The following is a 25,374-nucleotide window of genomic DNA, read 5'->3' as shown; positions in this document are numbered from 1 at the left end:
CGCGCCGTGCCGCCCGACCCTGCCACGGACCTCGCGCCGTGCCGCCCGACCCTGCCACGGACCTCGCGCCGTGCCGCCCGACCCTGCCACGGACCTCGCGCCGTGCCGCCCGACCCTGCCACGGACCTGGCTCCGTGCGGCCGGGCCGCTCCCGGCACCGATCGCCGCCACGACCGGCAGCCGGGCCCGCGGCGGGCTCCGCCGTCGTGATCAGCCCGGACCGGGCTCAGAACCAGCAGGTCCGGGCCGCGGCATGGCTCACCGGAACGGTGTGCGTGACGCAGCCGCCCGCGGCCACCCGGTGCAGCAGAAAAGCCGTCGGCTCGGCCACCATCCCGAGCTCCGGGTCGTCGGTCATGGTCAGGCTCGCCTGCATCCAGGTGCTCGGCGCGGTGGTCAGCACCGTACCGGCGAAATTGGCGGTCACCGGGCGGTGCAGGTGGCCGGCGGCGACGCGTACCACGTGGGGGTGCCGCCGGAGCACGGCCGCGAGGTCGTCGGCGTCGGTGAGCCGGGTGGCGTCCAGGGCCGGGATGCCGACCGCGACCGGCGGATGGTGCAGGCACACGACGGCGGGCACCTCGGGCCGGCCGGCGAGCACCCCGTCGAGCCAGCCGAGCTGGTCCTCGCCGAGCCGACCGGCGTCGTCACCGACGGCGAGCGAGTCCAGCACCACGAGCGTCGCGTCCGGGTGGTCGAGGTGGTAGTACGCCGAGAAGCCGCCCCCCAGGTACGGCGTGCCACCGAACGTGTCCAGCAGGGACTCCCGGTCGTCGTGGCTGCCGGTCGCCAGGTGCACCGGCAGCGGGAAGCGTCCGATGATCTCGCGCAACGCCACGTACTCGTCGGGCCGGCCGTTCTCGACCAGGTCACCGGTGATCACCACACAGTCGGGCCGGGGGCGCAGCGCCAGCGCCCGACCGAGGGCCCGGTGCAGCCCGGTGGCCTGCTCGGCGGCGAGCGGGCCGGTGGTCAGGTGCGGGTCGCTGAGCTGGGCGATGAGCATCGACGCCTCCTCGGGCCGGAACCCTCACGCTAGCGCCGACCACCCCACCGCGCGGCCCGCGCTCTACCCACAGGCCGTGTCCACACCCTGTGGATAGCACATGTGTACGAAGGTCGGCGAGCCCGCCGCTGAGTACCCTTGATCGCGCAACCACCCCTCTCACCAGGAACGACGTGGATCACGAGCGAGTCGCCCGAGACGTCACGGTCCGCCTGTCCACGGCGTCGACTGCCCTCGAGGCATGCCAGACGGCGGTCACCGCGCTCGCCCGGCACACCCCGGCGACCATCTCGGTGCTGCTCGCGGTGCACGACCGGCTCCGCTGCGTCGCGGCCACCGGCGCCTGGCAGGTCTTCGCCACGGTCCCGCACCACGAACCCGGCGCGCCGCACCCCGAGCGGCGGCGCTCGATCGTCGGCCGGGTCTACGCCTCCGGCGAGCCGGCCGCCGTCGCCGACGTCACCACCGACCCCGACTACCTTCCGGTACGCCCCGACGTCACCACCGAGCTCTGCGTGCCGGTGCTGGACCCGGCGGGGCGGCCGATCGGCGTGCTCGACCTGCAGTGGAGCAAGCCGGTCGAGCTGGCGCGCTGGCGGGAGACCGCGGAACAGCTGGCCGGCGGGCTGGGCGCCCGGATCGTGGCGCTCGGCGGCCCGCCGGCGGAGAGCCGTAGCGAGAAGCTGCTCCGGCACGCCGCCGCGATGACCGCCGCCCCCACCGACTGGGACCTGATGGCCGCCGCGCTCACCGCGGCCCGGGACGTCTCGGGGCTCGCCGCGGCCGTGCTGCTGCTGGCCGGCCGGCGCGGGCCCCGGCTCGGCGACCCCACCGGCACGCCCGACGAGCTGGAGGCGCGGCTCCGCGCCGAGCTGGCCGAGGCCGGTCCGGCCGCGTTCGGCCGGCTGATCGCGCGGGCGCACCGGCACGGCGCGGCGTACACGCTGGGCGAGGCGGGACACCCGCCCACCGAGGACTACCAGCCGCTGGCCCGGGCCGGCGCGCGCACCCTGGTGGCGGTGCCGGTCGGCCCGGCGGACGGCGGCGGGGTGCTGCTGGTCGCCGACGAGCGGCTGCTACGTCCCGACCCGACCACGGTCAACCTGATGGAGCTGCTGGCCGGGCAGGCGTGGACCTGCCTCGACCGGCTGCGTACCCTCGACCGGCTGCGCGAGCAGGCCAGCTCCGACCCGCTCACCGGGCTGCGCCACACCGGGCCGTTCGGGCAGCGGATCGCCACCGCCACGCCGGGGCGTACCGCCCTGCTGGCGATCGACGTGGACGGCTTCAAGACGGTCAACGACACGTACGGCCACCAGGCCGGGGACCGGTTGCTGGTGGGGTTGGCCCGGGCGCTGGAGGGCGCGCTGCGGCAGGGCGACGAGCTGTACCGGACCGGCGGGGACGAGTTCGTCGCGGTGATCGAGGTGAACCGCCCGGAGGAGGCGGTCCGGATCGCCGAGCGGCTCACCGAGGCGGCCCGGCGTACCGGCCGCACCATCAGCGTCGGCGTGGCCCTTCCCCGCCCCGGCGAGTCACCCCAGCGCACCCTGCAGCGCGCCGACCAGGCCCTCTACGCCGCCAAGCGCCACGGCCGCGACGCCGTCCACCTCTCCGCCGCCTAACCCCCACCACCCGGCCCGAGCCCCGCCCGCCCCGCCCCGCGCCCTGCCCGCCCTGCCCTGCCCTGCCCCGCGTCGATCAAGGAGTTGTGGCACCAGCCAAAGGGCGCCGATCGGACATCCAAGGCACCACAACTCCATGATCGGCGACGCCCGGCGCACGGCGCGCCTGCCCGCCCCGCCCGACCCGCCTGTCCGCCCTGCCCGACCCGCCCCACGTCGATCAAGGAGTTGTGGCACCGACGAAAGGGCGTCGATCGGACATCCGGGGCACCACAACTCCATGATCGGCGACGCCCGGCGCACGGAGCACGGCCGCCCGGAGCCCGAGGGCCCGGAGCAGGGCGCCGGGGCGCGGGGCCCGAGGGCCCCGGGGGCGGGGGCGGGGGCGGGGGCGGGGGCGGGGGCGGTTAGGGGTGGGAGAGGTCGGTGGCGAGGAGTTCGGCTATCTGGGCGGTGTTGAGGGCGGCGCCCTTGCGGAGGTTGTCGCCGGTGACGAAGAGGTCGAGGGCGCGGGGGTCGTCCACCGCGCGCCGGATGCGGCCGACCCAGGAGGGGTCGGTACCGACCGCGTCGATCGGCATCGGGAACTCGCCGGCCGCCGGGTCGTCGACCAGGATCACGCCGGGCGCGTTGCGCAGCGCCTCGCGGGCGCCCTCGGCGTCCACCTCGGTGGCGAAGACCGCGTGCACGGCGACTGAGTGGCCGGTCACCACCGGCACCCGTACGCAGGTGGCGGAGACCTTGAGGTCGGGCAGGCCGAGGATCTTGCGCGACTCGTTGCGCATCTTCAGCTCCTCGGACGACCAGCCGCCGTCGCCGAGCGAGCCGGCCCAGGGCACCACGTTGAGCGCCAGCGGGGCGGGGAACGGGCCCAGCTCGTCGCCGACGGCCTGCCGGACGTCACCCGGGCGGGAGCCGAGCACCCGGTCGCCGGCGATCTTGCCGAGCTGGGCGTACAGCGCGTCGGCGCCGGCCTGACCCGCCCCGGACGCCGCCTGGTACGAGGCGAGCACCAGCTCGCGGAGGCCGTACTCGCGGTGCAGCGGGGCGATCGCCACGATCATCGCGAGGGTGGTGCAGTTGGCGTTGGCGATGATGCCCTTGGGCCGGTTGCGTACCTGCTCGGGGTTGATCTCCGGGACGACCAGCGGGACGTCCCGGTCCATCCGGAAGGCGCCGGAGTTGTCGACCACCACCGCGCCCCGGGCGACCGCCTCCGGCGCCCAGCGCACGGAGACCTCGTCCGGCACGTCGAACATGGCCACGTCGACGCCGTCGAAGGCCTCCGCGGTGAGCTCCTGGACGGTCAGTTCCTCGCCGCGGCACTGCACCCGGCGGCCCGCCGAGCGCGCCGAGGCGAGCAGCCGGATCTCGCCCCAGACGTTGCGGCGGGAGGAGAGCAGTTGGCACATGACCGTGCCGACGGCGCCGGTCGCCCCGACCACGGCGAGGGTGGGCAGCGGCATCTCCCGCTACCGCCCGGTCCCCGCGTAGACCACGGCTTCGGTGTCACCGCCCAGGTCGAAGGCGTCGTGGATGGCTCGCACCGCCTTGTCGAGGTCGGTGTCCCGGCAGACCACGGAGACCCGGATCTCGGAGGTGGAGATCATCTCGATGTTCACCCCGGCCGCGCCGAGGGCGGCGAAGAAGCCGGCCGCGACGCCCGGGTGCGAGCGCATCCCGGCGCCGATCAGCGAGACCTTGCCGACGTGGTCGTCGTAGAGCAGGCCCTTGAACTTGACCGACTCCTGGATCTTGCTGAGCGCGGCCATGGCGGTCGGCCCGTCGGCCTTGGGCAGCGTGAACGAGATGTCGGTGCGCCCGGTGCCCTCGGTGGACACGTTCTGCACGATCATGTCGATGTTGATCTCGGCGCCGGCGACGGTGTCGAAGATCCGGGCCGCGGCGCCGGGCTCGTCGGGCACCCCGACGATGGTGATCTTCGCCTCGCTGCGGTCGTGGGCGACCCCGGTGATCAGTGCCTGTTCCACAGGAAGGTCCTCCATCGATCCGGTGACCATCGTGCCGGTGTTGGTCGAGTATGACGAACGGACGTGGATCGGCAAGCCCGCGCGCCGGGCGTACTCGACACTGCGCAGGTGCAGCACCTTGGCGCCGCAGGCGGCCAGCTCCAGCATCTCCTCGTAGGTGATCTGCTTGATGTGCCGGGCGTTCGGCACGATCCGGGGATCGGCGGAGAAGACGCCGTCCACGTCGGTGTAGATCTCGCAGACGTCCGCGTCGAGCGCGGCGGCGAGCGCCACGGCGGTGGTGTCCGACCCGCCCCGGCCCAGCGTGGTGACGTCCTTGGTGTCCTGCGAGACGCCCTGGAAGCCGGCCACGATGACCACCGCGCCCTCGTCCAGCGCGCCCTTGAGGCGGCCCGGGGTGACGTCGATGATCCGCGCCCGGCCGTGCACCGAGGTGGTGAGCACGCCGGCCTGCGAGCCGGTGAACGAGCGGGCCTCGTACCCCAGGTTGTGGATGGCCATGGCGAGCAGCGCCATGGAGATCCGCTCCCCCGCGGTGAGCAGCATGTCCAGCTCCCGACCGGGCGGCAGCGGGCTCACCTGGTTGGCCAGGTCGAGCAGCTCGTCGGTGGTGTCGCCCATCGCGGAGACCACCACGACCACGTCGTCGCCGGCCTTCCGGGCGGCCACGATGCGCTCGGCCACCCGCTTGATCCGCTCGGCGTTGGCGACGGAGGATCCGCCGTACTTCTGCACCACGAGTGCCACGACGGTGCACTCCCTCCCAGCGACGACCCTGAGCGTGCCGACGCCGCCGGTCCGAGGTCCGGCGGCGCGTGTCAGACCTCCTCAGCGTATCGGGCGGCGTCGGCCGCCGGGTCAGGTGATCCCACCATCCGGCCTGGCGTGGGCGGCTCACCAGCGGCGTACCGGCCCGTCGAGGTCCGCGCGACACGCCGGCAAGCCAGCCGTACGGCGGGCTCCCCACACCCGGTCGGGCACCGCAGAATGTCCCGGTGCACGCTCATCTCCGCGCGGCCCGGCGACTGGCCGGCGTCCTGGCGATCGCCCTGCCCGCACTGCTGGCCGCCTGCACCGCCGACCCGCCCCGGCCGGCGCCGACCAGCACCGCCGACCCGGCTCCGGCGGAGGCGGACGCGGCCCGGGACGAGTTGGCCGCGCTGGCCGCCGCCGCCCAGGATCGGCACCTGACCGCCACGTACCTGCTCGTCACGGGCGACGGACCGGACCGCACGATCACGGTGACCAGCGCGAACGACGGCAGTTGGCGGGTCGACGTGCCCGGTTGGGGCTGGGGCGGCACGGTCGACGTCTCGCTCGCGGCGAACGGCGACGGGCTGTTCCAGTGCGCGCTGCCGTCGCCGGGGCGGCCGGGGTCGGCGAGCTGCGTACGCCTCGGCGACCCGGACGACGCGCTGCCCCGAAAGCTGGACCCCCGGGTGCAGCACCCGTTCACCGACTGGCTGGAGGTGCTCACCGACCGGCGGGCGCCGCTGGCGGTCTCCCCGGCGACCGCGCCGACCGGGGCCACCGGCGACTGCTACTCGGTCGACACCACCTCGGCGTCGTTGAACGCCCCGCTGGACGTGGGGATCTACTGCTACCGGCCGGACGGCACCCCGACCGCGGTCCGGGCCGCCTTCGGGACGCTCCGGCTGGCCGGCGAGCCGGGGCCGGCGCCGGCCACCGTGCCGCTGGCCGGACCGGTCGTCGAGGGCGACCCGGTCGGGCGGGAGGCGCCGGAGCCCACCGACAGCGCGAGCACGGGAACGCCTTGACCCGCATGTCCGTTACGGGTGCGCTTGGCCACATCTGACCGACCCGTCAGACAGGGCAAAACGTGCATCTGGGATGCTTTGCCCATGACCGACCTCACCCCGCTGCTCGCCTTCCGCTGGAGCCCCCGCGCCTTCGACCCGCAGGCCGAGCTCACCGGCGACGAGGCGACCTCGCTGCTCGAGGCGGCCCGCTGGGCGCCGTCGGCGGGCAACGCGCAGCCCTGGCGGTTCGCCCTCGGGCACCGGCAGGACGAGACCTGGAAACGGATCCTGGTCAGCCTCCCCGAACCCGAGCAGCGCTGGGCCCGGCACGCCGGGGCCCTGCTGGTCGGCGCGCACACCGGCGCGGCCGGGCCGGGCGCGGCGGAGCGGGCCGCGTACGACCTGGGCCAGGCGATCGCCCACCTCACCGTCCAGGCCACCGCGCTCGGCCTGCACGCGCGCCAGCTCACCCGCTTCGACCGGGCCGCGCTCGCGGTCGACCTGGACCTGGCCGCCGGGGTCCGGCCCCTCGTGGTGGTCGCGATCGGCCGACTCGGGGACCCGTCCGCACTTCCCGACGACCTGCGGGACCGGGAGACCGCGCTGCGCCACCGCCGGCCGCTCGCCGCCCTCCTGCTCGCCTGAGCCACCCCGCCGGACCGGTCAGCCGCCGCGGCTGGCCCGGACGAGCACCGTCGCGGCCTCGGTGTTGCGGTAGAGCACGTGCCGGCCCTGCCGGGACCGGGACACCAGGCCGGCGGCGTGCAGCGCGGCCAGATGCTGCGAGACGCTGCCGCCCGACAGCCCGGTGCGCCGGGCCAGGTCGGTGGTGGTCGCCGCCGTGTCGAGCAGGTGCAGCAACGTCGCACGGCCCGGGCCGACCACCCGTGCCAGCGCGTCACCCGAGGGCGGCGCGGTCGCCTCCCAGAGCGTCCCGACCGCCCGGACCGGATAGGCAGCGGCGGGCAGCGACGCCTCCAGCAGGTTCCACAGCACCCGCCGCTCGGTGAACACCGTCGGGTTCAGCGCCAACCCACGACCGCGCAGGTCGAAGTCCCGCTCGAACGGGTCGTCGCCGACCACCCGGTCACCGAGCCAGCGCAGGCTCGGGTGCAACCGCTCGAAGAAATGACCGGCCCCGCCCTCGGCGAGCTGGGCGGCGCGGTACGCCACGTCGGCGTCGAGCAGCGCCCGCATCCGCGGCCAGTCCGGGGCGATCGCCTCGTCGTACCAGACGCGCATCGCGTCGACGAGCTGCGGCAGCAGCTCGCGGGGCTCGGCGAGCAGCGCCCGCCCGAACGGGCTCAGCGGCCGGCGCGGCGTGGTCGCCAGCAGGTCCCGAACCACCACGTCGGGGGGCGTCGCCGCGATCTGGTCGAGTTGCTCGGCCATCTCCACGTTCGGGCGGGCCGCCGGGGTGAGGAAGTCGGGCAACGGGCAACCCCGCCAGGTCAGCTCCACCAGCGGTCGGACCCGGGCCGCCACCTCCGGGCGGCGCAACGTCACCCGGGCCCGGTCGATCCAGGGCAGGTGCACCGGGTAGCGGAGCGGGCTGGCCAGCGCCCACATGCTCATGACCGTCTCGTTGGCCGGCGACACGGCGACCCGCACTCCCGCCACGTCGGCCAGGCTGAACCGCAACTCCGACACACGACCCCCGAACCCAGGATTCGGCCCAGCCTAAAAGGTTCGACGGGAACGATGGGGACCGGATTCACTCACCGCCCATGGGGGCCAGAGAGCACATCCGCACCGCCGTCCGCCACGTCGTACCGCCCGCCGGGCTGACCCGCGCCCTGGCCGTCCAGGCCATGGTCGGAGCGGTCGGCAGTGGCCTGTTCCACGCCGGCAGCGCCGTCTTCTTCACCCGGGCGCTCGGCCTCAGCGCCGCCCAGGTCGGGCTGGGCCTGTCCATCGCCGCGGGGGTGTCGCTGCTGGGTACGGTGCCGCTGGGCGGGCTCACCGACCGGTACGGGCCGCAACGGGTCTGGGTGGTCGGGCTGGTGCTGAACGCCGCGCTCTTCGCGACGTACCCGTTCGTGGGTGGCTTCGCGAGCTTCCTCGCCGTGGTGGTGGCGCTGGCCGCGGTGGACGCGTCGACAGGCGTGGCCCGGCAGGTCTACTCGATCAACGCGGTCCCCCCGGCCGAACGGGTCACCGCGATGGCGTACCAGCGCTCGTCGTTGAACCTCGGCTTCGGGCTGGGGGCGGTGGTCAGCGGCCTGGTGCTGGCGGTGGACACGATCGAGGCGTACCGGGGAATGGTCTGGTTCATCTCGACCGTCTTCCTGGTCACGGCGCTGTTCGTCCGACGACTGCCCCGACTGCCGCAGGTGGCCCGGCCGGTGGAGCCGGGGAGCCGGCTCGCCGTGCTGCGGGACCGCCCGTTCATGGCCGTGTCCCTGCTGTCCGGGCTGCTCACCGCGCACGGCGTGCTCTACCTGACGGTCATGCCGCTGTGGATCCTCACCCACACCGACGCCCCGAAGACGGTGATCGCCGCGCTGGTGCTGCTGAACACGGTCCTGATCGTGCTGCTCCAGGTACGGGTCAGCCGGGGCGCCGACACCGCCGCGGGCGCGGCACGGGCCTCCCGTCGTGGCGGCCTGCTGATCGCCCTCTCCTGTCTGGTCCTGCCGCTCTCCGCGGTCACCCGGGGGCCGCTCACCGTCGTGGTGCTGGTGGCCGCCGCGCTGGGGCTGATCATGGCCGAGCTGATCGAGTCGGCGGGCACCTGGGGGCTCACCGCCACCCTTCCGCCGGACGACCAGCGCGGCGCGTACGTGGGGGCGCTGCGGCTCGGCGAGCAGGTCCAGTACCTGATCGCCCCGGCGGGCCTGACCGCCCTCGGCGTGACCACCGGCGGCTGGGGCTGGTTCCCGATGGCAGCGATCTTCGTGCTGGTCGGAATGGCGATCGTGCCCGCGGTGGCGTGGGCCGGGCGGACGCCGCGGCTGGGCGAGCCGGTGGCGGAGCGGGCGGTGACTCCGGTCCCATAGTCCGGACCGGCCTTCCCACTGCCGGTCTCACCACGTAGGGTGACCTAGTCATGTGGCGGGCGTTCCTTCTCCTTGGCTGCCGCGACGAGGCCTGACCGGCCGGCACCTCGTCGCGGAGTTGAACCGCGCCGTCCAGCACATCCGATCTTCTTCTCGGCTCCGCCGCGCATCGTCGCGCGGCACCCACGCCGACACCTTCCGATCTGCTGACGCCACATGTTCCCAGGGAGCACACCGAGATGGCTCAACCTGTCACCGACGCCGAGACCGATCCGTTCGCCCGGCAGCGCCCCAGCCGGATGCCGGTCCACCGTTACCTGCCGTACGACCAGCAGTTCCGCGTCGACCTGCCGGACCGCGCCTGGCCGACCCGCCGGGTCGAGGCCGCGCCCCGCTGGTGCGCGGTGGACCTGCGCGACGGCAACCAGGCACTGATCGACCCGATGTCACCGGAGCGCAAGCGCCGGATGTTCCAGCTGCTCGTGCAGATGGGCTACAAGGAGATCGAGGTCGGCTTCCCGTCGGCCAGCCAGACCGACTTCGACTTCGTGCGACAGCTGATCGAGCAGGACCTGATCCCGGAGGACGTCACCATCCAGGTGCTCACCCAGTGCCGGGAGCACCTGATCGACCGGACCTTCGAGTCGCTGCGCGGGGCGCGGCGGGCCATCGTGCACTTCTACAACTCCACCTCGACGCTGCAGCGCCGGGTGGTCTTCGGGCTGGACCGGGACGGCATCACCGACATCGCGACGAGCGCGGCGCGGCTCTGCCAGAAGTACGCCGAGATCCACACCCCGGACACCGAGATCTACTACGAGTACTCGCCCGAGTCGTACACCGGCACCGAGCTGGAGTACGCGCTGGAGGTCTGCGCGGCGGTGATCGACGTGATCGAGCCGACCCCGGACCGGAAGCTGATCATCAACCTGCCGGCCACCGTCGAGATGGCCACCCCGAACGTCTACGCCGACTCCATCGAGTGGATGCACCGGCACCTGCCCCGGCGGGACAGCCTGGTGCTGAGCCTGCACCCGCACAACGACCGGGGCACCGGCGTGGCCGCCGCCGAGCTGGGCCTGCTGGCCGGCGCCGACCGGGTCGAGGGCTGCCTGTTCGGCAACGGCGAGCGCACCGGCAACGTCGACCTGGTCACCCTGGGCCTGAACCTGCTCTCCCAGGGCATCGACCCGATGATCGACTTCTCGAACATCGACGAGATCAAGCGGGCCGTCGAGTACTGCAACCAGCTGCCGGTGCACGAGCGGCACCCGTACGCCGGCGACCTGGTCTACACCGCCTTCTCCGGCTCGCACCAGGACGCGATCAAGAAGGGCTTCGACGCGCTGCACGCCGACGCGGCGGCGGCCGGGGTGCCGGTCGACGAGTTCAGCTGGGCGGTGCCCTACCTGCCGATCGACCCGAAGGACCTGGGCCGCACCTACGAGGCGGTCATCCGGGTCAACTCGCAGTCCGGCAAGGGCGGCGTCGCGTACATCATGAAGACCGAGCACCAGCTCGACCTGCCGCGCCGCCTCCAGATCGAGTTCTCCGGCGTGGTCCAGCAGGTCACCGACCACGACGGCGGCGAGGTCGAGCCGGGCACCATGTGGGAGATCTTCGCCCGCAACTACCTGGTCGACCACCAGGTCGACCCGGCGGTCACCCTGGCCTGCTACACCATCGGCACCGCCGACGGCAAGGTGGAGATCGAGGCCCAGGTCGGCACCGGCGACGAGGTCCGCCCGCTCACCGCGGTCGGCAACGGCCCGATCGACGCGTACGTCAACGCGCTGCAGGCGCTGGGCGTGGCGGTACGGGTGCTCGACTACCACGAGCACGCGCTCTCCTCGGGTGGGGACGCGCAGGCCGCCGCGTACGTGGAGTGCGAGGTGGACGGCGCCACGGTCTGGGGCGTGGGCGTCGACGCCAACATCGTGACCGCCTCGATCAAGGCGGTCACCAGCGCGGTCAACCGCGCCCGGAGCTGAGCGACGGGTGGTCGGGCGCCGGCGTGCGGCGCCCGACCACCCGGTCAGACCGGCACGACGACGGGGTTGCCGTCGTCGAGGACGACCGCCTGCGCCACGATCACCCGCTGCCCGTCGAAGGTCGCCGCCGGCGAGCCGTGCAGCCGGTAGCCGTCGGCCAGCAGGTCGCTGACCCGCCGGCAGAAGTCGGCGTCGTCCGGCCCGGTCAGCAGCCGGTACCGCAGCCGGGCCGGCGTACCACTCTCCTGATCACCCATGGCCCCGACGTTAACAGCGGCGCCGGTCACCGCCGGTCCGGCGGCGTCGAGGCGGGCAGCGACGGGCAGGGCTGGCCGCCGGGTGCGGTCCGCTCCGGCCGGTGGATCAGCACGGCGGCCAGCACCGCACCGGCCAGCAGCAGGCCGGCGCACCAGAGCATCGCCCCGCGGAACGCACCGGCCAGCGCGGCCTTCTGCTCGTAGCCGCTGCCGGAGAGGCCGACCAGCAGCGGCAGCGCGGCCACCGCGAGCAGCCCGCCGGCCCGGGCGGCGGCGTTGTTGAAGCCGCTCGCCACCCCGGCGAACCGGTCTGCCACCGCGGCCAGCACGGACGCGGTCAGCGGGGCCACCACCAGGGTGAGCCCCGCGCCGAACAGGAGGACCCCGGGCAGCACGTCCACCCAGTACGACGCCCCGGGGCCGACCCGGCGCAGCAGCAGCAGGCCGGCCGCGGCCACCACCGGGCCGACGGTGAGCGGCAGCCGGGGGCCGATCCGCGCGGCGAGCGCACCGGCCCGGGCCGAGCCGACCAGGAGCAGCAGGGTCATCGGCACGGTGGCCAGGCCGGTGAGCAGCGCCGACCAACCGACCACGTTCTGCAGATAGACGGCGAGGAAGAAGGTGAAACCGCCGAGGGCCGCGTAGACGACCACCGTGAAGATGTTCAACACCGAGAAGAGCCGGCTGCCGAACAACCCGGTGGGCAACATGGCGGTGTCCCCGCGCCGCCGCTCCACCAGCACGAAGACCACCGCACCGAGCACCCCGACCAGCACCGCGGCCAGCACCGCCGGGGAACCGGCGCCGCGCGCCGATGCGTCGATGAGGGCGTACGTGACGCCGCCGAGGGCCACGGCGCCGAGCAGCGCGCCGGCCACGTCGAACGTCCGGCCGGCTCCGGTACGCGAGGCGGCCTCGTCCCGGCTCTCCGGCACCCAGTGCAGCGCGGCGAACACCACCCCGACGGCCAGCGGCAGGTTGACGAAGAAGATCCACCGCCAGGAGAGCGAGTCGATCAGCCAGCCGCCGAGGAGCGGGCCGAGCGCGGTGGACACCCCGGAGAGCCCGGACCAGGTGCCGATCGCCTTGCCCCGGTCGTCGGGGTGGAAGCTGGCCTGGAGCACGGCGAGCGAGCCGGGGGTGAGCAGCGCCCCGCCGGCGCCCTGGAGGAACCGCGCTGCGATCAGCCAGCCGATCCCCTGGGACAGTCCGCAGAGCACCGACGCCACGGCGAACCACACCACCCCGAGCAGGAAGATCCGCCGCCGGCCGAACCGGTCCCCGAGCGCGCCGCCGAGCAGCACGAACGCGGCCAGCATGAGCAGGTAGCCGTTCACCGTCCACTGGAGATCGGCGACGGTGGCGTCGAGGTCCGCCCCGAGCCGGGGCAGCGCCACGTTGACCACGGTGCTGTCCAGGAAGACCATGCCGGAGGCGAGGGTCGCGGCGAGCAGGGTGCCCCGGCCGGCGGCGGTGCCGGTGCGGAGCGCGGGGGCCGGTGGGGTCATGGAAGTCCACTCTGCCGGGCCCCGGGTCCGGACGCCACGAATCACAGAATCCGCCGCCGGGTACTGTGCGGACTCGCCGGGAGCCCGCAAGCTAAAGAGGTGTCGTCTGTGCGTACGAGATCAGGAGCCCGTGCCGGGTCGGCGGCCGCGCTCACCGCGGCGCTGGTGCTCGGCGTGTCCGGCTGTGTGCCGATGGCCGACGAGCCGGCGTCGTCGCCGAGCGCCACGGGCAACGTCAACCAGCAGCTCGGTGAGCTGACCGTCGCGGCGGCCGGTTCGATGAAGGGTTACAGCCGGACCCACTTCCCGCACTGGCGGGGCACCGGCAAGAACTGCGACGTGCGGGACAGCGTGCTGCAACGGGACGGGGAGGGCATCAAGCTCTCCGGTTGCAACGTGGTCGGTGGCCGCTGGGAGAGCGTGTACGACGGGATGGCGCTGACCGATCCCGCCGACGTGGACATCGACCACATGGTGCCGCTGGCCAACGCGTGGCGGTCGGGCGCCGACGAGTGGGACGACTCGAAGCGCGGCGATTTCGCCAACGACCTGACCCGGCCCCAGCTGGTGGCGGTTTCGCAGCGGTCCAACCGGGCAAAGGGTGACCAGGATCCGTCCCAGTGGAAGCCGCCCAGCAAGTCCTACTGGTGCCAGTACGCGGCCGACTGGGTGACGGTGAAGCACTACTGGCGGCTCACGGTGACCAGTGCCGAGAAGGCCGCCCTGACCGACATGTTGGAGGGCTGCCCGTGAGCGGGCGCCGGCGAGCGGATCCCCGCCCCGGCGGGGCGGCCAGCGAGCGGAGCGAGGGGGCCGGATGAGTGAGCAAGCGGTGACCGGGTCCGGCGGTACGCCGGGGCCGGAGCAGACACCGGACGCGGCGGGCGGGGACGCGGCGGCGGCCCCCGCCGGTGCGACCGCGGCCGGTCCGACCTCGGCCGGCATGACGGCCGACGGTGCGCCCGCCGCCCCGGCCGACGTCTCCGGCGCCGGGATGGCCGCCGACGCGGCCCCGCCGGCCGGCGGGACGCAGCAGCGGAGCACCGACCTCACGGCCGGGCCGGGCGGCGTGATGACCGACGAGGTCGGCGTGGTGACCGGGGAGCTCACCCTGCGCACCGAGTGGGCCGACGGGCAGGTGGTCCTGCGCGTGCAGTACAAGGACGCCGACGAGTGGTACGTGGTGACCGGCGGGAAGGCGGCGCTGGCCGACCCGGCCGGGCTGGACGCGGTGCACACCATCGCGGTCGCCCTGCTGAACCGTCCCGAGGGCTGAACCACGACGAGGCCCCCTTCCCGGCTCGGGAACGGGGCCTCGTCGTGTGCTCACGGGGTCGGGATCAGCTCACCGGGGTCGCCCCGGGCCGCGCCGTCGTCCGCTCACGGGGTCGGGATCAGCTCACCGGGGTCGCCCGGCGCCGCGCCGTCGTCCGGCCGGACCAGTTCCGGCTCCACCTCGTGCGGCCGGATCCGGCCGGCCGCGATGTCCTCGGCGTAGTGGCACGCGACCCGGTGACCGCCGAGCACCTCGCGCAGCGCCGGCCGCTCCTCGGCGCAGCGGGTCGGCTGGGCCCACGGGCACCGGGTGTGGAACCGGCAGCCGGCCGGCGGGTTCGTCGGCGAGGGCAGGTCGCCGGCGAGCAGGATCCGCTCGCGGCGGTCCTCCACCTGCGGGTCCGGCACCGGCACCGCCGACATCAGCGCCCGGGTGTACGGGTGCATCGGCTCCCGGTAGAGGTCGTCGCTGGACGCCTCCTCGACCAGGCCACCGAGGTACATCACGCCGACCGTGTCCGCGATGTGCCGGACCACCGCGAGGTCGTGCGCGATGATCAGGTACGTCAGGCCGCGCTCGGTCTGGATGTCCTCGAGCAGGTTGAGCACCTGGGCCTGGATCGACACGTCCAGTGCGGAGACCGGCTCGTCGGCGACGATCAGTTCCGGGTCGAGCACCAGCGCCCGGGCGATGCCGATGCGCTGCCGCTGGCCGCCGGAGAACTCGTGCGGGTACTTGCTCAGCGCGGAGGCGGGCAGGCCGACCGCGGCCAGGGTGTCCCGCAGCCGCTTGGCGGTGGCCGCCTTGTCGCCGGCCAGCCCGTGCGCCTTGAGCCCCTCGACCAGCAGCGACTCCACCGACTGCCGGGGGTCGAGACTGGACAGCGGATCCTGGAAGATCATCTGCATCCGGCGGCGGGCCGTGCGCATCGACTCGCCCTTGAGCGAGCGGACGTCCGTGCCGTCGAACACGATCTCGCCGTCGGTCGGCTCGACCAGCCGCAGCAGACCCCGGCCCAGCGTGGACTTGCCGCAGCCCGACTCGCCCACCAGCCCGTACGTCTCGCCCCGGTTGATGGAGAGCGAGACGCCGTCCACGGCGTAGACGTAGCCGATCGTCCGGTCGAAGAGCACCCCGCTCTTGACCGGGAAGTGGACCTTGACGTCGCGCAGTTCGACCAGCGGTTCGGTCCGCTCGGTCAGCTCGGTCACGGGACCGCCACCTCCTCGGAAACGGGGTTGTTGCAGCGCAGGTCGCCGCCGGTCGCGGTGGGCTCCAGCGGCGGGGTGCCCTCCAGGCAGGCGTCCACCACGTTGTCGCAGCGCGGCGCGAAGGCGCACCCCTCGCCCCAGGGGATGTTGTCGGCCACCGAGCCACGGATGGCGTGCAGCCGCTCGCCCCGGGGCGAGTCCAGCCGGGGCACCGAGCTCAGCAGCCCGTGCGTGTACGGGTGCCGCGGCCGGGCGAACAGCTCGTGTCGGGCCGCCCGCTCCACCACCTTGCCGCCGTAGAGCACGTTGACCGTGTCGCAGAGGCCGGCCACCACGCCCAGGTCGTGCGTGATCATGATGAGCGCGGTGCCGGTCTCGTCGACGAGCTGCTTGAGCAGGGTGAGGATCTGCGCCTGGATGGTCACGTCCAGGGCGGTGGTCGGCTCGTCCGCGATCAGCAGCCGCGGCTTGCAGGCCAGCGCGATGGCGATCAGCGCCCGCTGCCGCATGCCGCCGGAGATCTGGTGCGGGTACTCCTTGAGCCGGCGGTTCGGGTCCGGGATGCCGACGGCGTCGAGCAGCTCCCGGGCCTCCTTCAGCGCCGCCTTGCGGTCCATGCCCCGGTGCCGTTCCAGCACCTCGGCCACCTGGATGCCGATCGGCACCACCGGGTTCAGCGAGGAGAGCGGGTCCTGGAAGATCATGCCGATGTCCCGGCCGCGCCGGTCCCGCAGGTCGTCCGAGCGCAGCCGGAGCAGGTCGGTGCCGTCGAAGTTGACCTCGCCGGTCACCTTGTTGCCGCGCCGGGGCAGCAGGCCCATGATCGCCAGGCTGGTCACGCTCTTGCCGCAGCCGGACTCGCCGACCAGGCCCACGGTCTGCCCCGGCTCCACGGTGAAGCTGACCTTGTCGACCGCGGTGAACGGCCGCTCGCCGCGGCGCTGGAACACCACGGTCAGGTCACGTACGTCGAGCAGGCTCATCGGGTCACGTCCTCTCGCCGGCCGGGGCCGGCCGTGCTGGTCCACCGCATCGCCGTCACCGCCGGCTCTTCGGGTCGATCGCCTCGCGCATGCCCTCGCCCAGCAGGGTGAAGCCGAGCGCCACGATGATGATCGCGACCGCCGGATAGTAGGCCAGCTCGGGGCGGACCTCGAAGTAGCGCTGACCGTCCACGCCGAGCATCAGGCCCCACTCGGCGCGGTTGATGTCGGGGTCACCGAGGCCGAGGAAGGAGAGTGACGCCGCCTCCAGGATCGCGGTGGAGAGGGTCAGGGTGGCCTGCACGATCACCGCGGTCATCGCGTTCGGCAGCATGTGCCGGAGCACGATCGACCCCTGCTTGACGCCGAGCGCCCGGGCGGCCAGCACGTGGTCGCTCTCCCGTTGCGCGAGCATCGAACCGCGCAGCAGCCGGGCGAAGATCGGCACGTTGACGATGGCCACCGCGATGATGACCGTCCACTGGCTGGACCGGCTGGCCATGGCCACCAGGCTGATCGCCAGCAGCAGGGCCGGCAGCGCCAGCATCACGTCGGTGAAGCGCATCAGGATGTTGTCGACCCAGCCGCCGAAGGCGCCGGCGATCGCGCCGACCAGCACGCCCAGGGCCAGCCCGATGAAGGTGGCGAGCACGCCGACGAACAGGGTCTGGCGGCTTCCGTGGATCATGCGGGACAGGAAGTCCCGGCCGAGCGGGTCGGAGCCCAACGGGAAATCGCTGCTGGCCCCGGGGATGTTGTCCACGGTGAGGTTCTTCGTCAGCTCGTCGAAGCGCTGCGCGGGGTCGTGCGGCGCGAGCAGCGGCGCGAAGATCGCCACCAGGATGAACAGCGCCACGATGGACGCGCCGAAGATCGCCGTCGGGTTGCGCCGCAGCCGGCGGAACGCGTCCCGGACCAGGCTCACGCCGCCCTTGTCGGCGGTGGCCTGGGCGAGCTGCTCCAACCGGGCGCGCTTGCGCTCGCCGAGCCGGTCGAGGCCGCGCGGCAGGGTGCCCTCGCGCTTCTCCTCGACGGCGGAGGGGTCCACGCTCTCGCGTTGCGGGCTCACCGTGGGCCGGGTGATCGGATCACTCATCGCACACGCACCCTCGGGTCGATGAAGGCGTAGGAGAGGTCGACCAGGAGGTTGACCAGCACGAAGACCAGCGCGGCCAGCAGGATCAGCGCCTGGAGCACCGGGTAGTCACGGCCGCCGCTGATCGAGTTGTAGATCAGCGTGCCGAGGCCGCCCCAGTTGTAGACCCGCTCGGTGAGCACCGCGCCGGAGAGCAGCGCGCCAGTCTGCAGGCCGATGGTGGTGACCACCGGCAGCAGGGCGTTGCGCAGGATGTGCCGGCCCCGGATGGTCTTGTGCCGCAGGCCCTTCGCCTCGGCCGTGCGGACGAAGTCCTCGTTGAGCACGTCGAGCACGCTGGCCCGGGTGATCCGGACGATCACCGCGAGCGGGATGGTGGCCAGGGTGAGCGCCGGCAGGATCAGGTGCCAGAGCGCGTCCGCGGTGGCGTCGAACTCCCGCGTGAGCAGACCGTCGAGGACGAAGAAGCCGGTGATCTCGGTGTTGTCCACGCCGGTGCTCATCCGGCCCGAGGGCGGGAACCAGTGGATGTTCTGGGTGAAGACGTCCTTGAGCAGGTAGCCCAGGAAGAAGATCGGAATCGAGATGCCGAGCAGGGTGCCGGCGATGCTCATGTTGTCCAGCAGCCGGCCGCGGTGCCGGGCGGCCAGGTAGCCGAGCGGCACGCCGAGCCCGATCGCGATGACCATGGCGGCCGCAGCCAGCTCGATGGTGGCGGGAAAGGCGCGGCCGATCACCTCGGTGACCGGATCGCCGCTCCGGATCGAGTTACCGAAGTCGCCGGTCAGCAGCCGCTGCATGAACTTGGCGTACTGCACCATGATCGGCTGGTCGTAGCCGAGCGCCTTGATCAGCAGGGCCCGCCGTTCCGGGGTGGCCCGCTCACCGAGCAGTGCCTCGATCGGTCCGCCCGGCAGGTTCCGCAGCCAGACGAAGACGAGCGCGGACAGCCCTATCAGGGTCACCACCAGCTGCAGCAGGCGGCGGACTATGACTCGCAACATCTCTCACACACCAGATTTCTCGGTAGCCGCCGAATCGGCCCGGGCCGGGGTAAGCCCCGGCCCGGGCCGATTCCGTGTCGCGTCAGCGCGTCAGGCGTCCTCAGCCGACGCTGACGGTGTTGAACCGCTCGTCCGTCAGCGGGCTGGCGACCAGACCCTTGACGTCCTTGGTGACCACGATGGCCGGCGGGGCGTGCCACACCGGCACGGCCGGCAGCCACTTGGCGGCGATGTCGCGGTTGACCTGCTCCCACGCGGCCTTCTTGCCGGCCTCGTCGACCGTGCCGTCGGCCTTGGTGATGGCGTCGAACATCTCGGTCATGGACTGGTCGCCGAACTCGACCTTGGCGCGGCCGAAGAACGTGCCGACGAAGTTGCCCGGGTCGTTGTAGTCACCGGTCCAGCCGAGGATGTGCAGGTCGTGCTTGCCGAACTGCTGCACGTCGTCCTTGTAGCCACCGTTCCACGGGCGGGCCACACCGTTGACCTTGATGCCCACGGCCTGGAGGTCGTTGGCCAGGACGGTGAAGATCTCCTGCGGGTTCGGCATGTACGGCCGGGACACGTCGGTCGGGTAGTAGAAGTTCAAGGTCAGGTTGCTGACCCCGGCCTCCTTGAGCAGCTGCTTGGCCTTGTCCGGGTTGTACTCGTACTTCTGCACGTCCTGGGCGTAGCCGAGCACGGTGTCCGGCATGAACTCGTCGGCGACCTTGGTGCCACCCGGGCCCTTGGTCTGGACGAGCTGCTGGCGGTTGAGGGCGTAGGCGATGGCCTGGCGCACCCGCAGGTCCTTCAGCTTCGGGTTCTTCTGGTTGAAGCCGAGGTAGAGGATGTTGAACGCCGGGCGGTCGAGGACCTGGAAGCCCTCGCCGGAGAGCGCCTTGCGGTCGGCCGGGGCCGGGAAGTCGATGCCCTGGACGGTGCCGGCGCGCAGCTCCTGCTTGCGGGTGTTCTCGTCCTCAATGATCTTGATGACGAGCTTGTCCACCTTGGCCTTCTCGCCCCAGTAGTCGGGGTTCCGGTTCAAGGTGATCTCACCCTTGGCCTTGTCCCAGCCGTCGAAGGTGAACGGGCCGGTGCCGACCGGGTGCTCGTTGGCGAACGCGCTGTACTCGAACGAGTCGCCGTTCTGCTTCACGGTGTCGGCGTCGTACTTCTTCAGCGCCTCGGGGCTCGCGATCGAGAGCGCGGTCAGCGCGAACGCGCCGGGGAAGGCGCCCTTGTAGCGGTTCATCGTGACGACGGCGGTGCCGTCGTCCTTCGCCTCGCACTTGTTGTAGACAGGCTCGCCGACACCCTCGGCCTCGTTCTTGGCGAAACCGCCGAAGACGTCCGAGTAGTAGATCATCTGCGACTGGGCGGCGGCGCCCTTCATGTTGAACCAGCGGTCGAAGTTGAAGCAGACCGCGGCCGCGTTGAAGTCGGTGCCGTCGTGGAACTTCACGCCCTTGCGGAGGTGGAAGGTCCAGACCTTGCCGTCAGGGTCGTGCTCCCAGCTCTCCGCCAGGGCGCCCTGCAGATCGGCCGTGCCCGGCTTGTTCTGCACGAGGGTGTCGTACATCTGCCGGATCGGCCGGAACGACTCGCCGTCGTCGTTGAAGATCGGGTCGAAGTTCTTGGGGTTACCGGCGCCCGCGAAGACGAAGGTGCCGCCGGTCTTGGCCCCACCGCTGCCCTCGTCGCGCTCGCTCTTGGCGCAGCCGGACGCTCCGACCGCCAGAGCGGCAGCGGCCGCGAGGGCCACGGCCGCTTTAAGCCTGCTCGCCTGCATCTCTCACCTCTGTCATGCGCATGTCCCACGCCGAGCTGTGACTCAGTCCGTGTGCGGGAGGCTATGACACGACACACAGAAGCGGAACGCCCGTTAGGCAATCGCTATCAAGCCGACACCAAGCTGCCGGGTCTGACAGCATCCGATCTTCCGACAAACAGGACTGTCACAGCGGTGAGCAAATGGTGGGATAGGACGGATAACCGCAAAACGGACGGCGCGCCGGCCGGCCGGTCGGCGCGTGGTGAACCACACTCGTCCCACATCGCGGATACCTCGGCGGCCCGCGTGGTCAGCGTGGTCAGCACGGTGCGCCGGTCGGGCCACCGGCCCGACCGGCACCGTCCCGGCGCCGCCGCCGACGGTCAGACGGCCCGCCGGCCCTCGAACGCGCGGCCCAGGGTGATCTCGTCGGCGTACTCGAGGTCGCCGCCGACCGGCAGGCCGCTGGCCAGCCGGGTCACCGCGATCCCCATCGGCTTGACCATCAACGCCAGGTACGTCGCGGTCGCCTCGCCCTCGGTGTTCGGGTCGGTGGCCAGGATCAGCTCCCGCACCAAGCCCCCGCCGAGCCGGGTCATCAGCTCCCGGATCCGCAGGTTGTCCGGGCCGATCCCCTCCAGCGGATTGATCGCCCCGCCGAGCACGTGGTAGCGGCCGCGGAACTCGCCGGTCCGCTCGATCGCGACCACGTCCTTCGGCTCCTCGACCACGCAGAGCACCTCATCGGTACGGCGCGGGTCGCGGCAGATCCGGCACTGCTCCGACTCGGCCACGTTGTAGCAGGTGGTGCAGAACCGCACCAGCTCCTTGACCTTGCGCAGCGCACCGGCCAGCCGGTTCACGTCCGCCGGATCCGCCGACAGCACGTGGAAGGCGATCCGCTGGGCGCTCTTCGGGCCGACGCCCGGCAGCCGACCCAGCTCGTCGATCAGGTCCTGGATGGCACCCTCGTACATCTGCCGCTCAGAACCCGGGCAGGCCGAGGCCGCCCATCCCGCCGGTGACCGGGCCCATCTTCTGCTCGGTCAGCTCCCGGGCCGCCTCGGCGGCGTTGTGCAGGGCCGCGACGACCAGGTCCTCCAGGGTCTCCACGTCCTCCGGGTCGACCGCCTTCGGGTCGATCTTGATGCTCTTGATCTCACCGCTCCCGGACACGGTCGCGGTGACCAGCCCGCCGCCGGCGGTGCCGGTCAGCTCCGCCTCGGCCAGCTCGGCCTGGGCCTTGGTGATCTGCTGCTGCATCTTCTGCGCCTGCTTCAGCATCTGCTGCATGTTCGGCTGTCCACCTGGGCGCACGGATGGCTCCTTCTCACAGTCGTCTGGTCGGCCGCGCCCAGCCTAGTCGGGCGGCGGCACAGCTCCTCGGCGGTCGACGCGGGCTCAGCGCGCGTCCACCTCATCGATCTTCTCGGCGCCGAACGCCTCGCGGAGCAGCTGGACCGCCTGCTCCTCGCTGGACTGCCGGGCGGTCCGCTCGTCGATCACGTCGTCCAGCGGCTCGTCGCCCGGGTCGAACCCCTCGTAAGCCGGGGCGGCCGGCACCGCCGGGCGGGCGCCCGGCCGGATCGGTCCGTCGAAGTCCGGGTCGTAGGGCGGCTCGCCGGCCCAGTCCGTGTCCGCGGTCGGGCGGGCCGGCTGGGCGACCCGCGCGCCCCGGCCCGCGCCGCCCCCCGCCGCGGCCGCCCGGGCCGCCGCGATCGCGCTGCTCTTCGGGGTAGTCGCCGTGGGCTGCGGCCGCGCGGCCGGCGTCCGGGCCGGTTTCGGTACGCCGGGAGCGGCCACCGCCGGGCCGCCGGACCTGACCGGCGCGGCGCTCCCGCTCAACGCGGCACCGCTGGCCAGCGTGGTGCCCCCGGCCGACGTGGTGCCCCCGGCCGACGCGTTACCTCCGGCCGACGTGGTGCCCCCGGCCGAGCTGGTGCCCCCGGCCGACGTGCTGCTCCCGGCCGAGTTGATGCTCCCGGCCGACGCGTTGCTCCCGCCGGACGCGTTGCTCCCGGCCAGCGCGTTGCTTCCGGTCGGAGGGACGCCGCCGGTCGGCGCGGTGCCACCGGCGGACCCGGCAGAGCCGGTCGGTGCGGTGGTCGGCTCGGCGGCTGCCGCCCCGCCGGGACGGGCCGCCTCCGGCCAGTCGTCGTCGGCCGCCGCCACCGGACCGGCAGCCGGTTGTCCGGCGCCGCCGGGTCGCGCCGGCTCCGGCCAGTCCTCCTCGTCGCCGGCCGGGTCGCCCCCGGCCGCCGGCGAGCCGTTGGCCGCCGGGCCATCCGATCGTCGGGCCGGGCCGGCGGGCCGGGCCGCTCCGCCGGCACCACCGCGGGTCTCCGCCCCGGACGGAGCGGGCGAGGTGTCCGAGCCGGCCGCCGGACGGGCCCCGGACGGGCGGGCCGGGCCGCCGATCGAGGCGGCGCCCCGCTCACCGGCCACCTCGCACCGGATCTGCCAGCGGCCGCCCAACTCCTCGTAGAGCGCTTCGAGCAGCAGGTCCGGCTCGTTGGAGAGCGCCTGCGCGTGGAACGGATAGCGGAAGGTGAGGACCATCGACTGGCCGTCCACCTCGCGGACGGTGGCCTCCCTGGCCCAGGCGGCCACCTTCTTGCTCTTCCGGCCCACCTTGCCGACGATCTCGGGCCAGACCCGGCGGGCCGCCACGGCGTCCACCGCACCCGGCGCGGCCGAGCCCGGGCGCGGCGGCTCGGGTGTGGCGGGGTCGGGCAGCACCGCCGACGGCGGCACCGGACGGCGGGTGGAGCCCTCCGGCAGGGCGTCGACCGCCACCGGGCCAGCACCGGACCGGTCGGCGGCGGCGGGCGGCTGCTCCGGCGAGGAGCCGGCCGGACGGGTCGAGGACGGCCGGGCACCCGCCGCCGCGGCGGCGGCCCGAGCGGCGGCCGCCCCGGCGGGGGCACCGGCAGCCGCCGGCGGGCCGGCGGTCCCCGGCTGGGACGCGGCGGCAGCCGCGGTCGGGGCAGGCGGCGCCGGGCGTACCTCCGGGGCGGGCACGACCGGCGCGGGGCCGGCGGCGGCCGACGGCGGCTCGGCGGCACCGAGGGTGAGCCGGCGTTCCATCCGCTCCAGGCGCTGGAGCAGACCGCCGGTGGAGTCGTCCACGCCGGGCAGCAGCATCCGGGCGCAGACCAGCTCCAGCAGCAGCCGGGGCGCGGTGGTGCCGCGCATCTCGACCAGGCCGTTGTGCACGATGTCGGCGCACCGGGACAGGGTGGCCGGGCCGAGCCGCTGGGCCTGGGCGGCCATCCGCTCGATCTGGTCGGCCGGGCCGTCGATCAGACCCTTGGCGGCGGCGTCCGGCACCTGCTGCAGCACGATCAGGTCACGCAGCCGTTCCAGCAGGTCGGAGGCGAACCGGCGGGAGTCGTGCCCGGCCTCGGCCACCCGGTCGATGGTGGCGTACGCGGCGGCGCCGTCACCGGCGGCGAGCGCGTCACATATCTCGTCGATCAGCGCGGCGTCGGTGACCCCGAGCAGCGCGGCGGCCCGGGCGTAGCTGACCCCCTCGGGGCCGGCGCCCGCGATGAGCTGGTCGAGCACGGAGAGGCTGTCCCGCATGCTGCCCGCGCCCGCGCGCACCACCAGCGGGAAGACCGCCGGCTCGACGGTCACCCCCTCGGCCTCGCAGAGCTGCTGCAGATAGGGGCGGACCACCTTCGGCGGGAACAGCCGGAACGGGTAGTGGTGGGTCCGCGACTTGATCGTGCCGAGGACCTTCTCCGGCTCGGTGGTGGCGAAGATGAACTTGACGAACTCCGGGGGCTCCTCGACCAGCTTGAGCAGGGCGTTGAAGCCGGCCGACGAGACCATGTGCGCCTCGTCGATGATGTAGATCTTGAAGCGGCTGCGAGCCGGCGCGAAGAACGCCTTCTCGCGCAGCTCGCGGGCGTCGTCGACACCACCGTGGCTGGCCGCGTCGATCTCGATGACGTCGATCGACCCGCCGCCGTCGGGGGCCAGCCCGCGGCAGGACTCGCACTGGCCACACGGCTCGGGGGTGGGGCCCTGCTCGCAGTTGAGCGAGCGGGCCAGGATGCGGGCGCTGGAGGTCTTGCCGCAGCCACGCGGGCCGGAGAAGAGGTAGGCGTGGTTGAGCCGGCCGCTGCGCAGCGCCTGCGACAGCGGCTCGGTGACCTGCTCCTGGCCGATCATCTCGGCGAACGTCCGGGGCCGGTACTTGCGGTAAAGGGCCAGTGCCACCCGTACCGCCTCCTCTCGACCGAGCCATTCTGCGCCGGTCAGGCGCGGGTGACCACCCACCACCCCGTGACCTGACCCGCAGGGACGTTACCGGCACCCGGAGACAGAAAGGCCTCCCGTGCACCCGGCAGAGCTCGCTTATCCTTGCTGCCTTCCGGCCCTGGGGAGGTTCACGAGATACCGCCGCACGGGAGGTGCCGCCAAGCCTACCCGACCCGGCGTGGATCTTCAGGGGGTGGTGGGGTGGCCGGGCCGCCGGGGACCTGTATCCTGGCTCGCGGAGGATTCGCCTAGAGGCCTAGGGCGCACGCTTGGAAAGCGTGTTGGGTTAACACCCTCACGAGTTCGAATCTCGTATCCTCCGCCATCGACGCAGGGCCGGCCCCGTCAGGGACCGGCCTTCGTCGTCGCCACGGTCGCTCTCGGCTCAGTTGTCGTCGCACTCGCCCGGTTCCGGCCCGTCTGTCGGCCCCTCGCCGGGCTCCCTCGTCCGGCGCGGCAGGTCGCCCCAGCGCAGCCAGTGCCGGGCGTCGTGCGGCCGGCCCTGGCGGACGATTGTCTGCCGGGCGAGGCCGTGCTTGGCTGATCACATGACTAAGAGCTCCTAACTCTTTAAGCGTTGGAGTCGGCGCCAGCAGATGATGGCGCAGGCGAGAGTGAGGAACGCTTCGTGGATGTCGTCGCGGA

General features: G+C 73.1%; 21 protein-coding genes, 1 tRNA gene and 1 other RNA gene. 8 read left to right on the top strand and 15 right to left on the bottom strand.

Annotated elements, in window-relative coordinates; translation table 11 throughout:
• Positions 1-226 precede the first annotated feature (226 nt).
• Positions 227-1,006, bottom strand: coding sequence for a phosphodiesterase (locus ACIBPB_RS32635; RefSeq protein WP_396843118.1), 780 nt, complete (start codon positions 1,004-1,006; stop codon positions 227-229).
• Between the two features lie 173 nt (positions 1,007-1,179).
• On the opposite strand from ACIBPB_RS32635, the gene ACIBPB_RS32630 reads away from it, so the two are divergent.
• A complete protein-coding gene (locus tag ACIBPB_RS32630) occupies positions 1,180-2,631 on the top strand; it encodes a diguanylate cyclase (RefSeq protein WP_396843117.1) in 1,452 nt (483 codons plus the stop codon).
• A gap of 407 nt (positions 2,632-3,038) precedes the next feature.
• On the opposite strand, the gene ACIBPB_RS32625 is transcribed toward ACIBPB_RS32630, so the two are convergent.
• Together ACIBPB_RS32625 and ACIBPB_RS32620 are read right to left on the bottom strand one after the other, a co-directional pair.
• Positions 3,039-4,097 (bottom strand): aspartate-semialdehyde dehydrogenase, encoded by a 1,059-nt coding sequence (locus ACIBPB_RS32625; RefSeq protein WP_396843116.1) that lies wholly within the window; start codon positions 4,095-4,097, stop codon positions 3,039-3,041.
• Between the two features lie 6 nt (positions 4,098-4,103).
• Positions 4,104-5,369, bottom strand: a complete 1,266-nt coding sequence (locus ACIBPB_RS32620) for an aspartate kinase (RefSeq protein ID WP_396843115.1) — start codon at positions 5,367-5,369, stop codon at positions 4,104-4,106.
• 248 nt (positions 5,370-5,617) lie between these two features.
• Between ACIBPB_RS32620 and ACIBPB_RS32615 the strand changes: the two genes are divergently transcribed.
• Positions 5,618-6,400: a hypothetical protein gene (locus tag ACIBPB_RS32615; protein ID WP_396843114.1), complete on the top strand. Its 783-nt coding sequence runs from the start codon at positions 5,618-5,620 to the stop codon at positions 6,398-6,400.
• An 84-nt stretch (positions 6,401-6,484) separates the two neighbouring features.
• The gene (locus ACIBPB_RS32610; RefSeq protein ID WP_396843113.1) at positions 6,485-7,027 is read left to right on the top strand and encodes a nitroreductase family protein; all 543 of its coding nucleotides are present in this window, start codon (positions 6,485-6,487) and stop codon (positions 7,025-7,027) included.
• Between the two features lie 18 nt (positions 7,028-7,045).
• Here ACIBPB_RS32610 and ACIBPB_RS32605 read toward each other — a convergent pair whose 3' ends face one another.
• Positions 7,046-8,032 carry a MarR family transcriptional regulator gene (locus ACIBPB_RS32605; protein ID WP_396843112.1) on the bottom strand — a complete coding sequence of 329 codons (987 nt, stop codon included), beginning with the start codon at positions 8,030-8,032 and terminating at the stop codon, positions 7,046-7,048.
• Between the two features lie 77 nt (positions 8,033-8,109).
• Here ACIBPB_RS32605 and ACIBPB_RS32600 point away from each other — a divergent pair, with 77 nt between their 5' ends.
• Both ACIBPB_RS32600 and leuA read left to right on the top strand, forming a co-directional pair.
• A complete protein-coding gene (locus ACIBPB_RS32600) occupies positions 8,110-9,381 on the top strand; it encodes an MFS transporter (RefSeq protein ID WP_396843111.1) in 1,272 nt (423 codons plus the stop codon).
• Between the two features lie 239 nt (positions 9,382-9,620).
• Complete coding sequence (leuA, locus tag ACIBPB_RS32595; protein WP_396843110.1) at positions 9,621-11,372, top strand: 2-isopropylmalate synthase; 1,752 nt, start codon at positions 9,621-9,623, stop codon at positions 11,370-11,372.
• 44 nt (positions 11,373-11,416) lie between these two features.
• Here leuA and ACIBPB_RS32590 read toward each other — a convergent pair whose 3' ends face one another.
• Together ACIBPB_RS32590 and ACIBPB_RS32585 are read right to left on the bottom strand one after the other, a co-directional pair.
• Entirely contained in the window at positions 11,417-11,629 is a 213-nt protein-coding gene (locus tag ACIBPB_RS32590) for a DUF1737 domain-containing protein (protein ID WP_091316864.1), read from the bottom strand.
• A 26-nt stretch (positions 11,630-11,655) separates the two neighbouring features.
• Positions 11,656-13,137 carry an MFS transporter gene (locus ACIBPB_RS32585; protein ID WP_396843109.1) on the bottom strand — a complete coding sequence of 494 codons (1,482 nt, stop codon included), beginning with the start codon at positions 13,135-13,137 and terminating at the stop codon, positions 11,656-11,658.
• A 192-nt stretch (positions 13,138-13,329) separates the two neighbouring features.
• On the opposite strand from ACIBPB_RS32585, the gene ACIBPB_RS32580 reads away from it, so the two are divergent.
• Positions 13,330-13,890: an HNH endonuclease family protein gene (locus ACIBPB_RS32580; protein ID WP_396843128.1), complete on the top strand. Its 561-nt coding sequence runs from the start codon at positions 13,330-13,332 to the stop codon at positions 13,888-13,890.
• Positions 13,891-13,954: 64 nt separating this feature from the next.
• Entirely contained in the window at positions 13,955-14,413 is a 459-nt protein-coding gene (locus tag ACIBPB_RS32575) for a hypothetical protein (protein ID WP_396843108.1), read from the top strand.
• 104 nt (positions 14,414-14,517) lie between these two features.
• On the opposite strand, the gene ACIBPB_RS32570 is transcribed toward ACIBPB_RS32575, so the two are convergent.
• From ACIBPB_RS32570 to ffs, 9 genes are all read right to left on the bottom strand, one after another.
• The gene (locus tag ACIBPB_RS32570; protein WP_396843127.1) at positions 14,518-15,615 is read right to left on the bottom strand and encodes an ABC transporter ATP-binding protein; all 1,098 of its coding nucleotides are present in this window, start codon (positions 15,613-15,615) and stop codon (positions 14,518-14,520) included.
• A 5-nt stretch (positions 15,616-15,620) separates the two neighbouring features.
• Complete coding sequence (locus tag ACIBPB_RS32565) at positions 15,621-16,607, bottom strand: ABC transporter ATP-binding protein (RefSeq protein WP_396843107.1); 987 nt, start codon at positions 16,605-16,607, stop codon at positions 15,621-15,623.
• 55 nt (positions 16,608-16,662) lie between these two features.
• Complete coding sequence (locus ACIBPB_RS32560) at positions 16,663-17,703, bottom strand: ABC transporter permease (RefSeq protein ID WP_396843106.1); 1,041 nt, start codon at positions 17,701-17,703, stop codon at positions 16,663-16,665.
• Positions 17,700-18,707, bottom strand: a complete 1,008-nt coding sequence (locus tag ACIBPB_RS32555) for an ABC transporter permease (RefSeq protein WP_396843105.1) — start codon at positions 18,705-18,707, stop codon at positions 17,700-17,702. Before ACIBPB_RS32555 ends, ACIBPB_RS32560 begins: the two co-directional genes overlap by 4 nt.
• Before the next feature lie 100 nt (positions 18,708-18,807).
• Positions 18,808-20,478, bottom strand: a complete 1,671-nt coding sequence (locus tag ACIBPB_RS32550) for an ABC transporter substrate-binding protein (RefSeq protein ID WP_396843104.1) — start codon at positions 20,476-20,478, stop codon at positions 18,808-18,810.
• A gap of 365 nt (positions 20,479-20,843) precedes the next feature.
• The gene (gene recR / locus ACIBPB_RS32545; protein WP_396843103.1) at positions 20,844-21,437 is read right to left on the bottom strand and encodes a recombination mediator RecR; all 594 of its coding nucleotides are present in this window, start codon (positions 21,435-21,437) and stop codon (positions 20,844-20,846) included.
• Between the two features lie 7 nt (positions 21,438-21,444).
• Complete coding sequence (locus ACIBPB_RS32540; RefSeq protein WP_357317151.1) at positions 21,445-21,753, bottom strand: YbaB/EbfC family nucleoid-associated protein; 309 nt, start codon at positions 21,751-21,753, stop codon at positions 21,445-21,447.
• Between the two features lie 108 nt (positions 21,754-21,861).
• Complete coding sequence (locus tag ACIBPB_RS32535) at positions 21,862-24,687, bottom strand: DNA polymerase III subunit gamma and tau (RefSeq protein ID WP_396843102.1); 2,826 nt, start codon at positions 24,685-24,687, stop codon at positions 21,862-21,864.
• Between the two features lie 107 nt (positions 24,688-24,794).
• Positions 24,795-24,884: signal recognition particle sRNA small type (ffs, locus tag ACIBPB_RS32530), an RNA gene on the bottom strand.
• A gap of 82 nt (positions 24,885-24,966) precedes the next feature.
• On the opposite strand from ffs, the gene ACIBPB_RS32525 reads away from it, so the two are divergent.
• Positions 24,967-25,054: transfer RNA gene (locus ACIBPB_RS32525), tRNA-Ser, on the top strand.
• The last annotated feature ends 320 nt before the right edge of the window (positions 25,055-25,374 follow it).

Origin of the sequence: Micromonospora sp. NPDC049836 (genome assembly GCF_044465125.1) — a bacterium.
Taxonomy (GTDB): domain Bacteria; phylum Actinomycetota; class Actinomycetes; order Mycobacteriales; family Micromonosporaceae; genus Micromonospora.
Note: the sequence above shows the minus strand (reverse complement) of the source record. Positions and strands in the feature narration are given on the sequence as shown.

Bases quoted from the DNA above. Each gene is read 5' to 3' on its own strand.
- ACIBPB_RS32560 (WP_396843106.1), bottom strand. From the start codon at position 17,703: ATGAGTGATCCGATCACCCGGCCCACGGTGAGCCCGCAACGCGAGAGC.
- ACIBPB_RS32580 (WP_396843128.1), top strand. From the start codon at position 13,330: ATGGCCGACGAGCCGGCGTCGTCGCCGAGCGCCACGGGCAACGTCAAC.
- ACIBPB_RS32565 (WP_396843107.1), bottom strand. From the start codon at position 16,607: ATGAGCCTGCTCGACGTACGTGACCTGACCGTGGTGTTCCAGCGCCGC.
- ACIBPB_RS32610 (WP_396843113.1), top strand. From the start codon at position 6,485: ATGACCGACCTCACCCCGCTGCTCGCCTTCCGCTGGAGCCCCCGCGCC.
- ACIBPB_RS32600 (WP_396843111.1), top strand. From the start codon at position 8,110: ATGGGGGCCAGAGAGCACATCCGCACCGCCGTCCGCCACGTCGTACCG.
- leuA (WP_396843110.1), top strand. From the start codon at position 9,621: ATGGCTCAACCTGTCACCGACGCCGAGACCGATCCGTTCGCCCGGCAG.
- ACIBPB_RS32625 (WP_396843116.1), bottom strand. From the start codon at position 4,097: ATGCCGCTGCCCACCCTCGCCGTGGTCGGGGCGACCGGCGCCGTCGGC.
- ACIBPB_RS32575 (WP_396843108.1), top strand. From the start codon at position 13,955: ATGAGTGAGCAAGCGGTGACCGGGTCCGGCGGTACGCCGGGGCCGGAG.
- ACIBPB_RS32590 (WP_091316864.1), bottom strand. From the start codon at position 11,629: ATGGGTGATCAGGAGAGTGGTACGCCGGCCCGGCTGCGGTACCGGCTG.
- ACIBPB_RS32540 (WP_357317151.1), bottom strand. From the start codon at position 21,753: ATGCAGCAGATGCTGAAGCAGGCGCAGAAGATGCAGCAGCAGATCACC.
- ACIBPB_RS32635 (WP_396843118.1), bottom strand. From the start codon at position 1,006: ATGCTCATCGCCCAGCTCAGCGACCCGCACCTGACCACCGGCCCGCTC.
- recR (WP_396843103.1), bottom strand. From the start codon at position 21,437: ATGTACGAGGGTGCCATCCAGGACCTGATCGACGAGCTGGGTCGGCTG.
- ACIBPB_RS32550 (WP_396843104.1), bottom strand. From the start codon at position 20,478: ATGCAGGCGAGCAGGCTTAAAGCGGCCGTGGCCCTCGCGGCCGCTGCC.
- ACIBPB_RS32555 (WP_396843105.1), bottom strand. From the start codon at position 18,707: ATGTTGCGAGTCATAGTCCGCCGCCTGCTGCAGCTGGTGGTGACCCTG.
- ACIBPB_RS32585 (WP_396843109.1), bottom strand. From the start codon at position 13,137: ATGACCCCACCGGCCCCCGCGCTCCGCACCGGCACCGCCGCCGGCCGG.